This is a genomic window from uncultured Cocleimonas sp. (assembly GCF_947495625.1).
Lineage (GTDB): Bacteria > Pseudomonadota > Gammaproteobacteria > Thiotrichales > Thiotrichaceae > Cocleimonas.
In genome coordinates this window covers 1-13,622 of sequence record NZ_CANLZW010000048.1, presented here as the reverse complement: position 1 = coordinate 13,622, position 13,622 = coordinate 1, and the positions used below count along the sequence as shown (strand labels likewise).

General features: G+C 38.2%; 12 protein-coding genes. 2 read left to right on the top strand and 10 right to left on the bottom strand.

Annotation, left to right across the window (positions count from 1 at the left end):
* The first annotated feature begins 41 nt into the window (after positions 1–41).
* Positions 42–887, top strand: a complete 846-nt coding sequence (gene prmC, locus Q1A31_RS19385) for a peptide chain release factor N(5)-glutamine methyltransferase (protein ID WP_299880926.1) — start codon at positions 42–44, stop codon at positions 885–887.
* Positions 888–957: 70 nt separating this feature from the next.
* On the opposite strand, the gene Q1A31_RS19380 is transcribed toward prmC, so the two are convergent.
* The 10 genes from Q1A31_RS19380 to ccoS all read right to left on the bottom strand — a co-directional run bounded on the left by Q1A31_RS19380 (position 958) and on the right by ccoS (position 11,081).
* Complete coding sequence (locus Q1A31_RS19380) at positions 958–1,455, bottom strand: type IV pilin protein (RefSeq protein ID WP_299880924.1); 498 nt, start codon at positions 1,453–1,455, stop codon at positions 958–960.
* On the bottom strand, positions 1,448–4,939 hold the full coding sequence (locus Q1A31_RS19375; RefSeq protein ID WP_299880921.1) for a pilus assembly protein: 3,492 nt from the start codon (positions 4,937–4,939) through the stop codon (positions 1,448–1,450). Before Q1A31_RS19375 ends, Q1A31_RS19380 begins: the two co-directional genes overlap by 8 nt.
* Before the next feature lie 36 nt (positions 4,940–4,975).
* Entirely contained in the window at positions 4,976–5,452 is a 477-nt protein-coding gene (locus Q1A31_RS19370) for a PilX N-terminal domain-containing pilus assembly protein (RefSeq protein WP_299880918.1), read from the bottom strand.
* Between the two features lie 26 nt (positions 5,453–5,478).
* A complete protein-coding gene (locus Q1A31_RS19365) occupies positions 5,479–6,297 on the bottom strand; it encodes a PilW family protein (RefSeq protein WP_299880916.1) in 819 nt (272 codons plus the stop codon).
* A gap of 38 nt (positions 6,298–6,335) precedes the next feature.
* Complete coding sequence (gene pilV, locus Q1A31_RS19360) at positions 6,336–6,932, bottom strand: type IV pilus modification protein PilV (RefSeq protein WP_299880913.1); 597 nt, start codon at positions 6,930–6,932, stop codon at positions 6,336–6,338.
* Positions 6,933–7,339: 407 nt separating this feature from the next.
* Entirely contained in the window at positions 7,340–8,053 is a 714-nt protein-coding gene (locus Q1A31_RS19355; RefSeq protein ID WP_299880910.1) for a M48 family metallopeptidase, read from the bottom strand.
* Complete coding sequence (locus tag Q1A31_RS19350) at positions 8,043–9,107, bottom strand: AI-2E family transporter (protein WP_299880907.1); 1,065 nt, start codon at positions 9,105–9,107, stop codon at positions 8,043–8,045. The genes Q1A31_RS19355 and Q1A31_RS19350 overlap by 11 nt, the downstream gene beginning before the upstream one ends.
* A gap of 53 nt (positions 9,108–9,160) precedes the next feature.
* Positions 9,161–9,553: a hypothetical protein gene (locus Q1A31_RS19345; RefSeq protein WP_299880904.1), complete on the bottom strand. Its 393-nt coding sequence runs from the start codon at positions 9,551–9,553 to the stop codon at positions 9,161–9,163.
* A gap of 141 nt (positions 9,554–9,694) precedes the next feature.
* A complete protein-coding gene (locus Q1A31_RS19340) occupies positions 9,695–10,594 on the bottom strand; it encodes a LysR family transcriptional regulator (RefSeq protein ID WP_299880901.1) in 900 nt (299 codons plus the stop codon).
* Positions 10,595–10,877: 283 nt separating this feature from the next.
* Positions 10,878–11,081 (bottom strand): cbb3-type cytochrome oxidase assembly protein CcoS, encoded by a 204-nt coding sequence (gene ccoS, locus Q1A31_RS19335; RefSeq protein WP_299880898.1) that lies wholly within the window; start codon positions 11,079–11,081, stop codon positions 10,878–10,880.
* A gap of 440 nt (positions 11,082–11,521) precedes the next feature.
* Here ccoS and acs point away from each other — a divergent pair, with 440 nt between their 5' ends.
* Positions 11,522–13,465, top strand: a complete 1,944-nt coding sequence (acs, locus tag Q1A31_RS19330; protein WP_299880895.1) for an acetate--CoA ligase — start codon at positions 11,522–11,524, stop codon at positions 13,463–13,465.
* Positions 13,466–13,622 lie beyond the last annotated feature (157 nt).

Below are 13,622 nucleotides of genomic sequence, written 5' to 3'. Positions count from 1 at the left end.
ATGAGTCACCCCCCTACTTTCAGGCACTTTTTTTGTAGCCTATGACAACTATAACCATTCAACGTGTTTTATTTAACGCTAGAAAAGAATTAGAGGCAATTTCAGACTCTGCTGCATTAGATGTAGAGTTATTGCTTGCCCATTGCCTAAAGAAAAACCGTACTTATTGCCACACCTGGCCCGAGCACGAATTAACACAGTCAGAACAACGCTGTTTTGAAGATGCTCTGAAGCTTCGAAAAGATGATTACCCAGTCGCCTATATACTCGGCAAAAAATCATTTTGGACATTCGACGTAGAAGTTACTCCAGATGTTTTAATCCCAAGACCTGAGACTGAGCTGCTAGTAGAAGTGGCACTAGAAAAAATAGCAGATATTAAAAACCCTAAAATTTTAGACTTGGGTACAGGATCTGGAGTGATAGCTTTGGCACTAGCTTCTGAGAGACCAGATGCATCAATAGTGGCATGTGATAGTTCAAAAAAAGCATTAGAAGTAGCACAAAGAAATGCCGTTACTTTAAAATTAGATCAGCAAATTGAGTTTATACATTCAGATTGGTTTGAAAATATCACTGACAAAGACTTTGACCTGATAGTGTCAAACCCACCCTATATTGAGCCTAATGATCCACACCTGAATCAAACTATAAGACATGAGCCATATTCAGCTTTAGTTGCGGATGATCTTGGAATGAGAGATATCCATCACATAATTGAATACAGTAAAATGTTTTTAAAACCCATTGGTTTAGTAATACTAGAACATGGTTATGATCAACATCTAAGAACTCAAAGTTCTTTTACACTAAATGATTTTATAGAGATCGAAAGTAAAAAAGATCTTGCTGAGAATATTAGAATTACATTAGCTGCAACTCATTAACCTTCAAAATCAAAAAAGCACCTAAAAGTAGGTGCTTTTTAATAATTAGAACACGTTTGAAAAGTAAATATTATCTCCAGCACTCTTTTGAGCGGTCAGTATTAGCAGTGCTTCCAGCAGCGCCACCTGCAGTAACTCGCTTCAAACCAGTGTTAGAAATCGTAAAATTTCCGCAATGCCCGTCATTCTGTTTTGCTTGGGCAGTAGCCGTCAATGTATAAGATGTACATGGCGAAACAGATGTTCCTCCACATCCCGCTGGAAGTGGTGTCATGGTAATAGCATAGTTATCTTGTTCTGACATCACTGGCTCAGTCAACCCTAAATCACCTGCTAGAGTACTAGCGTAACTTAAATTTTGTGTAAAATAGCTTTCCTGCACTTGGGCCAATCTAAGTAACTCAACTTTCGCATCTGTTCTTTTGCCCTTTTTTACATAATCCATATATGATGGAAAAGCGATAGCAGAAACAATACCTAATATTGCCACCACTATCATCAGTTCTATTAAAGTAAACCCACTATTACGTTTTAAGTTTTTCATTTTACACCTGTTATTATTATTCATTATCGAACCAATAAACTCTTGGTAAAGTATCTGGAACAGGAGATGCATTACCTGCTGCAGGTAATGCAAATGGACCTGCTTTACCAACTCGGACTATTGTTTTGCGTACACAGTCATCTTTTCCACATGTGCCGCCATTTTCTGCCTGCAAACCTTCAAAAATAATTTGTGGCGTACCTAATATTTCTCCAGATGATGCGACTACATTCGTATCTTCATTACCTGATAGTAAATCCAGAATATAAAGTCTAGCCTCATTAGTATTACTAGTACTACAACCATTAGTTGAAGTTGTTATTGAAGTGGTACCAAAAGTAGTAAACATTACTTTATTCTGGAATGTTACTGCAGTCGAAAGCACCTTTTCTCCTGTTGTACTTATAAGATTCTTATACCAACCTTTGTGTGTAACTCCAGCAGTAATTGCTGTTGAATCAATTAAGTCACTTAATAGCAGCGCTGTTGTTGAAGTGGGCTCGACAAAAGCTTCTGTATCATAGACAACAAAGAATTTGTCATTTACAGAATCATCAAGCGGTCTTGTTCTATCTCCACTTCCTATTGCTATACTAGCGACATATCCACCTTTTTGTCTAAACACAGCAATATCTGGCTCTTCAAAAAACTTGCGATTAGCTGCATCAGCCCCACCCAAACTAGCTATTTTGTACAACTTGGCTTCAGAAATATTACCGTCGTTACTAGTATCGCTATCGTAAACTGAAGCATTTAAATCAGCACGCCAAATGTTACCGCCAGTATCACCAAAATAAAGGCGATCTATTGATCCATTTCGATCAATATCTAGAACACGAATTCGTGAAGGCACTGCATCGTTAGTCGCTATCGAACCATTAGGCGCATATTTTGCGGCAGTAGGAGTTTCCCAAATTATATCACCTCCCGTAGTTGAATCTATTGCATCTACAATAAATACCGCATTACCACCATCAATTTGATTACCAGAAGCATCTTCATTATAACCACCACCTATAACTAACACGGGCGTTGTCTGAGTTTTGTTATGCTCTTTAAGCTTGGCAACTACAGGTTGCGACCAAGAATCACCTGTACCAAATTGCTTTCTCCATATAAGTACTGGAGTAGCTGGTTGAGTAACATTTAATGCATAGTAGTGTTTTCCACCACGACGAAGTCCAAAGAACAGGTATGCTTCTTCTCCAGGATCCAGCACTCCATTACCATATTCAGCGGGTGAACTGCCTGTCTCATCAATCCATAAAGTTATTGGACTATCAACACCATAAATATGACCACCATCAATATTTTTCTCATATTGTCTTTTAATATTTGGCAACAAGTCCTGTGGCATATAGGCAAAAACTTCTGTTCCATCACTATCGTCAATAGCATGTAAATAACCTTCATTCGTACCAACAAAAATATATTTACTACCATCTGCTTTCAACAGTTGAACTGGCTTACTATGGATGATATCTCCCATATGAAAACGCTCAGTATCATCGTCTGGATTTATTCCTTTGATGTATTTAACTAGATCACTTTTCAGAGCATTATCCGCTGTACTCGTTCCTGTAATACCAAACTCTGAATTAGCGATACTTGTATTTAAACTAATTAGAGAAGGAGAAGTAGAAGAACCATTATCAGTTAATATAGTTCTGTTATCAGCATCAATTTTATTGGCTGCACCTCCACTTCGGATAATATCTGTAGGAGCGACACTAGACCACATATCTCTAGCTGAACTTAATAATGCCCCACTAGAATCTACAGCAGGATCTCCCGCCGCATCAGATAGAACTCCTCCAATCAGTTGATACTTTTTCAAATTACCAGGCCAAACAACGCCATCTTTATCGAATACCGGAACATAAACAGAATTTCCGTGTGACAATAAATTACTAGTATCAATTGAATAACTTGGCGCCGCAAAAGATCTACCTTTAGTACCAGCAATTCCCAAAATAGCATCTTTGAATGCCTTGGTTAATCCGGCTCTATCGTTTGCAGTCACAAAAGTTCCGTCACCATCTTCTGCAATCTCTTCGAGATATTCTGCCTCTTCAGAGCCTGCTAGTAATGATAAACCCACTGTGTATGTTGCAACACTCTGAACTCCATTGATATCTGGAACCGAAGTACTTCCATCTGCATGGTCTTCGGTTGCTAAATATTTAGCTAATTCTGGTCCACAACGTCCATAAACTTGAGTATTAGTACCAGGAGATGGAGCATTTTGACAACCTTGTGCATAGGTACCAATTTTGCCATGGATTAAATCTGCCGTAGTGTTTTCTGTTGGACCACCATCAGAAAGTAAAATAATACCGTTATTACTACATTCTTCTATAATGGGTGATTTATATGTTCCAGAAAAACTAGGTTCATTAGTCGTCACAGCATCCGGACACTTAGTGCAACTCTCACCCGTAGTAGGACATGAATAGTTATCAGCAGCATCACAATTGTAGTAAGTCCGATCTTCTTTACACCTTACTTGTGTCGTTGTAGTCGTCGTTTCAAAACCTTCATCATTCACCACGGTGCTGGTGTCTTCGTATGTTTCACAAGCATACCAAGTAGGGTGTGCTGCCTGACAGCTAGATATAGTTGCATGCGACGTGCCACAATACTTTGTATAAGTATAGTCATCACTTACACACCCAGAACCTAAGCCACAACTAGTTTCACCAGTACCACAATACGCTCGATTTCCAGTTTGCAGCGTACAGCCACCAGTATCTGTGGCGCTCGTTGTTGAACCAGTTGTAGCAGTACAAATTTCTGAAGTACCACAAGATCCTTTGGTACAAGTTTGTCTTGTTGATGCATCACAGCTAGGTGTCGAGGTAGTAGAAGTCGTTGAGTAACCTGCTCCCGTAAAGGTCGACGGGTGCGCTGATCTAATATCACTAGCTGGATACTTTCCTGCATTTACATCTTCGCCCCTAAAATACAAGGCGGCCTCAAACAATGCATCTACAATTGGTGTACTACCATATGCATTCCAAATGGATGTATCAGATGCGAATAAACTCAAATATTCACGAGAATTATAAGTACCGGCATCTGGCATAAAACTATTATTTGGCGCAGTACCGGGATGAACGAACCCCGTTTTACTTAATTCATCTTGTGCCAATGTTCCTATAATCGGACTTACTGGATATCGTATTCCATGAGCAACCGAAGAACCTTGAGCCCCTTGACCACCACCAGAAAATAACGACAATCCAAAATTCACATTATCAAAGTCTGTATCGGCAATAATATCCTGAAAAGCACCTCTCAATTCATCCAGACGTGTTGGACCTGTTGCACAGTATTCATCTCTAATATAAGCACCCGGACACCATTTCATACTACCCGACAAATCCATAACAAATAGTATATTCGCATTAAGAAGAGTTTCAGAATCGATGATATCGATATCATCAGCCGAAACTGTTGAAAATATCGCGAATATTATTGTGGCTAATATTTTGTTTAATTTACGCATTTTCTTGCCTATTATTTTAATTAGTCTATTACTTATTTATTGTTTAGGAATCTGTACAGCTCTTCCATCAGTATGGACATCCCGAGCGGAACTCGAAGACAGCTTGCTATCAGCTATCACTCTAAAAATCTGATAATTAAACTCAGATGAATTTGCTACATTATTTAGAACAGGAGAGTCTAAAACACCATCGAATTGTATGGTTGCTTTTGAATTCAGTGTAGCGCCAGCAGAAACTGCTTCGGCCGGATTAAAATAATCAGCTGGCACATCGATGACCAAATTTCTAGCAGATGCTGCTGTATCTACATTGCTTAAATCCTTATCAGATAATACTTTGCCTAGTGCCGATTCAGCACCTTGAAAAACCAATGCAGAATAAATACTATTTCCTGCTACTTGAGTATCTAAAGTCGACATCTTTACAGCACTGACACCTATTAGTGTAATCACAAGTAACATTATTAAAGAAATCACGAGAACGACTCCTTTCTGTTTCTTTTGAATTGTCATTTTATTTACTCTCATTATTTCTAGTTTTACAGGGTATTTCTTAGATTAACTGTGGTACTAAATACAGCTCTCTTATACCTATCATCAGGTGAAGGAACGGCTACATCTAACAATGAATAAGTCACCGACTCTGAAGTACTTTTGGTTTCTCTTAAAGCTCTAACCAGAATTGCTATCTGGACACTAATAACATTCGACCAAGAACCATTTACGTCTGCAGCATTGACATAACGTTCTACAGCTTTATCGCCATTGTCATCAATGCCATACAAAACCTGCATATTTTCAACTCCCTCAGCGATAACCTCTGCTTCATTAAATCGTGAACCAGCACACATTAATCTTTTATTTACATCATCTAGATAAAAAGCATTATAAATACTTGCGGTCTCAGGTGTGGTGGTCGGTGAAACTTGACAACCGACAGGTAAAGGACCGCCTGTACAATCCGTTGATACTTGATCATCACCAAGATAAACGACTCCTATCCGGTCACCTTTTATATCATCGTCAGACGTTGGATTAGGACTTGTAGTAAAAATCCCAGTATCAACAACACTGTCCTGTCCATCACTACAAATTCGAGAATTTACCGCTCCCCTCATAAAATTATTTAGCAAAGGTGCACCATTACCTGAGGTATAGCCCGTATGCTCTATTACGCTTGACATAATTTCCAAAGCGATACGACCATTGTCCTCTAACAGTGAAAATTGATCTCTTTGAATACTTGATTTTTTGCTACTCAAAAAAGAGGATGATATACCTGCTAATAAAAACAAGCCGATTATCATGGCAACCAAAAGCTCTATTAGCGAAAGGCCTGCCTGATTCTTATTAAGCAACTGGTTAGACTTTTTTGTATAAGGCCTTTTTATTAAACTCATGGCATTATTCTCGTATTAATTATTATTGATTCTGTTGTGCCAACTGTTTCTTCTTCATATCCTCTTTCATCCCATAACGCTTCAATTCTAACTTCGCCGGTAGCACAAGTATTAGGGCAAGTCACATTAAGCTGACCACCTGCAAATGTTGCAATATCTGTAGCAGAAGTTATTTTCACGCCTCCCGTTCTGTTACCCGATCCTGATTTATATCCACAAATTAGGTTTAATTTATCTAATTGAGCTATTTCAGCGGTTGAACAATTTGAAGCAGAACCAGAACAAACCGGAGGAGTCGCCGAACAATCAAAACCTGAACTATTAAACAAATAATCTCCAGATATAACGCCAGCTTTATTAGAATGCATTCTCTCAGTAAGGCTGTGAACAAGACTCATTGCTTGCTGTTTCATATAAGAATGCTGTGTTCCTCTCATTCCTACAATCTGCAAACCTGCTACACCTAAAATACCAATGGATAAAATCAATGCGGCTATCATTACTTCGATCAAGCTAAAGCCTGATTGCTTATTTGCATTCCTGTTTCTAATATTAATATTTTTGGAAGTCAGTCTTTTCACTATAATTCTCAATATTATTTTTATATTTATGTTGTATTAGCTAGTGATTGATAGGCATCAATATTCATCGTAATAATTATGAAAAATCATTAATTACAACTTGTGAATATTTATAAATTGACTGTTTAATTTAAAACAGAAATCACAAACAACAACTCTATTATTTTTAACTATTATAACTGTATGTTTCTTAAGCTCAGTTGAACCAAGCCATCGTATTGGTTAATAATTCTACATTTTCTTTAGCATAATTAATATTATTTTGCCAATCCCAAGACTAGCGGTAGACACTAATTGATAAATGGTAAGATTAATGTCACCCCCCTACTTATAGGCGTTTTTTTAAATAATTTTCACTGTAATTATTACCCTTTTAGATAAAATAATCAGGCAATATAAATTGAATACCTCGCCTTAAATTATAAAAACAACTCTCTACCTAGCTGCTTCAAATCTCGCCTATGTTTTTTATAATTAGGGTCACAGTCTTCGACTAAATCCCAAAATCGAGAAGAATGATTCATTTCCAGGGTATGGCAGAGTTCATGAATCATCACGTACTTCACAACTTCGCTTGGCATAAACAGTAATTTACAATTTAGATTGATATTTTTTTTACTAGAACAGCTGCCCCAGCGTGTTTTTTGGGCCCTAATACTCAAACCGTTATAATGAAAGCCATGCTCTTCTGCTAATTGTTCCAGCATCGATGTAAATACTGCCCTGGATTTTTTTTTACACCAGTGATTAATAACCGTGTGGAATTGAGTAACATCAGAGGTGTTACCTGAGATGCTGAGACTAAAATCTTTATGCTCTTTCAAATGTATTTGATGGGCGGATTCATTAACGTATTCAATTTGCCAAAGCTCATTCAATAAACGCAGGTTTAACGATTCGGGGATTGTTTCTTTGTCAGTGATGGATAACTTATTAAGATTTTTCTCTACCCATGCGGATTTAGAGACAATAAAAGAATGCCCTATTTTGTCCGGCGTCCCTTTTGGAAGAACCAGACTTAAAACACCAGTATTAGAAAGTTTAATACGAATATGTTTGGCCCTATTTGAACGAATAATCAAATAGGGATGGTAACCATCAGAAAGCTCTAAAGAATATAACTCACTCTTCAAGTTCTTTTTGTGCCCTTGGCCAGGAGTTAATAATCGCGTGGATCAAGGTTGCCAACGGAATAGCAAAAAACACGCCCCATACACCCCATAGACCACCAAACAATAAAACAGCAGTGATGATTGCAGCCGGATGTAAATTAACCATCTCAGAAAATAACAAAGGTACCAATAAATTGCCATCAAGGAATTGAATAATACCGTAGGCAATGATGACGTATAAGGTCTCGGTTGTATAACCCCATTGAAAATAAGCAACGATGGCTACCGGTATGGTAACAAGTGCGGCACCAACGTAAGGTATCAACACCGAGATACCAACAGCAAATGAAAGCAGCATCGCATAATTTAAATTGAAGACCATAAAGGTGACATAAGTTATTACCCAAACTACAACAATTTCAGCAAATTTACCCCTGACATATCCAGCTATTTTGCCATTCATTTCATGCCAAACTTGTGAAACTAGTGATCTATCTGTTGGTAGAAAAGCTTTAAACCAATTGATAATGATTTCTTTATCTTTAAGAAAAAAGAAAATCAATAAAGGTACAACCACCAGATAAACCATGAAAGTCAGTAAATCCGAAACAGAAGATAATGAGAAGCTTACGACTAATTGAGAAAAGTCGGTTATCTGCGTTCTGATCCCAATCAACAATTCACTGACTTGTTGCTCGGAAATAATATTCGGATATTTTTCTGGTAACTGCATTAATAGCGTCTGCCCCTGGGCAAACATTTTTGGAATTTCGAGAACAAACTGGGTGGCTTGTCTAAATAACAAAGGCGCTAAAATAAACAGCACTATTAATAATAGAATGATAAATACACTGAAGGTGGAAAGTATCGCGACCAATCTGGGGACTTTATATTTTTTTAACATGCTTACTGCCCCATCGAGCAAATAAGCAATAATGATTGCTGCCAGTAATGGCGTTAAAACATCACCAATCGCATATAAAATAGAAGCGCCTAAAACTAGCAGTAACGCTAATATGGCAACTTGGGGGTCTGTAAAATGCCGGCGGTACCAGTCATTAACGAGTTTTAACATAATTTAAGCTGATCTCTTCTGTGCTTTATCATTTATTTTTATTTATGATGATCCTAAGTATTTTTGCCTTGGTATTCTTTTAAAAATACCGCTTCAAGTTCATCGATAATGTATTCTGCTTCCTTTCCTTGCAACATATGCGCAGTCATAAGATCTGAAATAGGATGCAAAATATTATCCTTATCCACCATAGGATAGGTCTCACTAAGCCTTTTAATCGCTTTTATAACGCTTTCACCTTCAGGACGTTCGATTTCAAGCGGCTCAGTAATCGTTTGCTTTTCATCTCCCTGCTCTAGATTTGTTTCTTTATTACCATTAGCCTGGGCAACTAAAAATTCAGCGAAAGAGAGTAACGTCTCTTGTTTTGAAGTATCAAGCGCTTTAAAGAGTTTAATAAGCTTTCGTTCTGCTTTACTGCCTTGAACAGGCATCGTTGGTAACATTAAAATCCTACTCTAATTCTACTTTGCCATTGAAAATCTATAACTAATGGTATTAAAACAAAATAATACCATGATAAGCAAAATAAAACGGACAAAAAAAACGGAGAACATAGTCTCCGATTTTTTACTAACAACAAGATATTACTGATTATCTTTACAGTAGGCTCTTGCAAACTCCAATAATTCTTCCATAGTTCTAACGCGGAATTTTTGGCGTTGACGAACAAAAGAGAACTCTCTACTAAGAGGTGGATCCAATGGAATAGTTACCAAAGTACCCAGCTTTAATTCTTTAGCTAAACTCACACTAGATAAAACAGAAATACCCATTCCTGCCTGAATTGCACCTTTTATAGCCTCTGGGCTTCCCAGTTCAAGACACGCTTTCATTGCATGCTTGCCCACACCCTGTGCTCTTAGATGATCGACAATCACTTCTCTTGTCCCTGATCCTTCTTCACGACAGATGAAAGGATATTCAAGCATCTTCTTAACTGAAATAGATTTTTGCTTAGCCAATTCATGATCTGGAGGTACAACAACAACCAAGTCATCTTTTCTACAAATCTCAACTAATAGATTTTTGTTTGTTACCGGACCTTCAACAACGCCCAAATCGATGACATTATTTTCTACCATCGAAACTATGCCCTCAGTATTTGAAACTCTCAAGCGTAATAAAACATCAGGATTTTTTGCATTAAAATCTCCCAATAAAGCCGGTAACATGTATTCCGATATGGTCGTTGATGCCCCAAGTGTTAACGATCCACTGATACTTCCTGTTATCTCGCGAATTGCATTTTCCATTTCTGAATATTTTTCAAAAATGACTTCTGCATATTCAAACGCTACATGACCTGCCTCTGTGAGGCTAACCCGGTTATGAGCACGATCAAACAATCTGGTATCGAATTGTTCTTCTAGCTGTCGTATTTGAAATGTTACAGCAGGTTGTGTCATGTGAAGTACTTCAGCAGCTTTTGTAAAGCTCAGCAGTCTTGCTACAGCATGAAATACCTGTAATCTCCTATCTGACATAGGTCTCTATTCTCCTAAATTGTCTCTTACTCGCAATATTTAAAGCCAAGGTATATTTTTTTTTATTACCCTAAGCAGCTATTATTATATAATAACTAACTTATATAGTAGGCTAACTTCCCGAAAAAGCAAGAAAGCAGAATTGTCACATCCTTCCTAAAAAATATTTTTATAACAAAATACTTTTTTTGACACTATAAAATAATTATATAACCCAACACACTCTACTCTGTTATTAAAAATACTTAAGTATCATTTAAAATGTTACCGTATCAACTGATAGTTACTTCGGTTTTTTCTCGCTATCCGCTTGAGAAACCACAGTACTATCTGACACAGGAGAATTACCGGGTATACGCGGATCATCATCATCCATAAGGATTCGATGAGCAGGACCTTCCATATCATCGTACTGGCCACTTTTTACAGTCAGTACAAACGCAAAAACGACAATCAACATGACCAGAACACCGATCAAAATTGTCATTGATAAAGCACCCATATTTTTTATACCCTAAATTCGCCTAAGCTAATTTTTTAATACACTAATTTCTTGAATTTTAAACCATTGATCTTTTTATAGTAAACACTTCAAGATATTAATACTGATTGCAATTGATATGCCAACTTTGTATCTTATTGATTTTATAAGAATAAATTAATTGACCCTAACTATACATATAATTGATAGCGACATATATTGACAACATTAAAGACAACTTTTGCTCAATTGTGACAACAGCGCTTGCCAAATATAACGTTAATATTACATTATGAGGATGCGAAAGAATAAAAGAGTGAGAATTAAAGAACAAATTAAAAAACAAATAACGAGTAAACAACGAGCAAAGGACAGTAACTAATCATTTGTGAGACGTCTTATTCGTACGCTAGTACAAACATAATGATAACTAATAGGAGAAGCACATGTCAGACATTGTACACCCCGTATCTGTCGAGTTTGCAGCAAATGCAAATATTAACGCAGAGCAGTATAAGGCCATGTATAAAGAGTCTATTGAAAACCCCGACGGATTCTGGGCAGAACAAGCAAATAAGTATGTATCTTGGTTCAAGCCTTGGGATACGGTATCAGATTGGAGCTTCAACGAAGAAGATCTTCACATCGAATGGTTCAAAAATGCCAAACTGAATGTTTCTTATAATTGCTTAGACCGCCATTTAGAAAAACGCGGTGATCAGGTAGCAATTATCTGGGAAGGTGATAGCCCAGACGAAGACCGCAAAATTACCTATAAAGAACTACACGAAGAAGTATCACGTTTCGCTAACGTTTTAAAAGACCGTGGTGTACAAAAAGGCGATCGTGTATCACTTTACCTACCGATGATTCCAGAAGCTGCAGTCGCTATGCTAGCTTGTACACGCATTGGCGCAATTCACTCAATCGTATTTGGTGGCTTCTCTCCAGATGCACTAGCAAGTCGTATTAACGATTCGGATTGTAAAGTGGTTATCACTTCAGACCAGTCTATGCGTGGCGGACGTAAAATCCCACTTAAAGTGAATGCCGACACAGCTATCAAAGAATGTCCTGGTGTAACTACCTGTATCGTTGTTCGTCGTGGTGGTGAAGACGTAGCATGGACAGAAGGCCGTGATATTTGGTACGACGAAGCTATTGCAGCTGCAAGTCCAGATTGTCCTCCAGAAGAAATGGACTCAGAAGATCCATTATTCATTCTTTATACTTCAGGTTCTACAGGAACGCCTAAAGGTGTGCTTCATTCAACAGGTGGTTACCTGGTTCAAGCTGCAATGACTCATGAAGCAGTATTCGATTATAAAGATGGTGATGTTTACTGGTGTACAGCTGATGTTGGCTGGGTAACAGGACACACTTATATCGTCTATGGCCCGCTAGCCAATGGCGCAACCACCTTAATGTTTGAAGGTATACCAACCTACCCTGATATTTCTCGTTTCTGGAAAGTAGTTGATAAGCATAAAGTAAACATATTCTACACAGCTCCTACTGCAATCCGTTCTTTGATGGGCGCGGGTAATGAGCCTGTTGAATCAACCTCTCGTGAAACACTTCGCGTACTTGGTACCGTTGGTGAGCCAATTAACCCGGAAGCGTGGGAGTGGTACCACGGTGTAGTCGGTAACGGCAAATGCCCTATCGTTGATACCTGGTGGCAGACTGAAACTGGTTCTCACATGATGACGCCATTACCGGGTGTGCATGCATTAAAACCAGGTTCAGCAACAGCACCTTTCTTTGGTGTTCACCCAGTATTACTTGATGACGAAGGAAATGTCATCGAAGGTAATCCTGCAGCAGGTAACCTTGCTATCGATAAGCCATGGCCTGCAATGATCAGAACCGTATTTGGCGATCACAAACGTTTTTATGAGACTTACTTCTCAATGTTTAAGGGTTATTACTTTACGGGTGACGGCGCTAAGCGTGATGAAGATGGAAACTACTGGATCACAGGACGTGTTGATGACGTACTAAACGTATCAGGTCATCGTCTTGGTACTGCAGAAATCGAAGCGGCACTTGGCTTACACGAAAAAGTAGCTGAAGCTGCTGTTGTTGGCTATCCGCATGATCTTACTGGTCAAGGCATCTACGCTTACGTTACGTTGATGGATGGCGAAGAAGGCTCTGATGAAATGAAGCTTGAACTGGTTAAACTAGTTCGTGGCGAAATCGGACCGATTGCTAAAATCAACATCATTCAATTTGCACCAGGACTACCTAAGACACGCTCAGGTAAAATTATGCGTCGTATCTTGCGTAAGATAGCTGCGGATGAATTAGATGGTTTAGGTGATACATCAACACTTGCTGATCCTTCAGTGGTTGATGACTTAATTGATAATCGCGAGAATCGCTAATATCGATTGAATACCATTGACTTAAGTTTCATTGGTATATCCAAAAAACCGCCTAAAAGTACGGGGGTGTGTTTAATTACACACCCCCCATATATGGTCTCCTCCATTTTTGCAAAATAATATTCAACCGTTTTGACAGGGATAGATTTGCTTCCAT

What these genes read in the sequence shown, in the direction of transcription:
- ccoS (WP_299880898.1), bottom strand. Translation starts at nt 11,081, where the DNA reads ATGACAATTTTGATCGGTGTTCTGGTCATGTTGATTGTCGTTTTTGCG.
- Q1A31_RS19345 (WP_299880904.1), bottom strand. Translation starts at nt 9,553, where the DNA reads ATGTTACCAACGATGCCTGTTCAAGGCAGTAAAGCAGAACGAAAGCTT.
- Q1A31_RS19375 (WP_299880921.1), bottom strand. Translation starts at nt 4,939, where the DNA reads ATGCGTAAATTAAACAAAATATTAGCCACAATAATATTCGCGATATTT.
- Q1A31_RS19350 (WP_299880907.1), bottom strand. Translation starts at nt 9,107, where the DNA reads ATGTTAAAACTCGTTAATGACTGGTACCGCCGGCATTTTACAGACCCC.
- Q1A31_RS19380 (WP_299880924.1), bottom strand. Translation starts at nt 1,455, where the DNA reads ATGAATAATAATAACAGGTGTAAAATGAAAAACTTAAAACGTAATAGT.
- acs (WP_299880895.1), top strand. Translation starts at nt 11,522, where the DNA reads ATGTCAGACATTGTACACCCCGTATCTGTCGAGTTTGCAGCAAATGCA.
- Q1A31_RS19340 (WP_299880901.1), bottom strand. Translation starts at nt 10,594, where the DNA reads ATGTCAGATAGGAGATTACAGGTATTTCATGCTGTAGCAAGACTGCTG.
- prmC (WP_299880926.1), top strand. Translation starts at nt 42, where the DNA reads ATGACAACTATAACCATTCAACGTGTTTTATTTAACGCTAGAAAAGAA.
- Q1A31_RS19370 (WP_299880918.1), bottom strand. Translation starts at nt 5,452, where the DNA reads ATGACAATTCAAAAGAAACAGAAAGGAGTCGTTCTCGTGATTTCTTTA.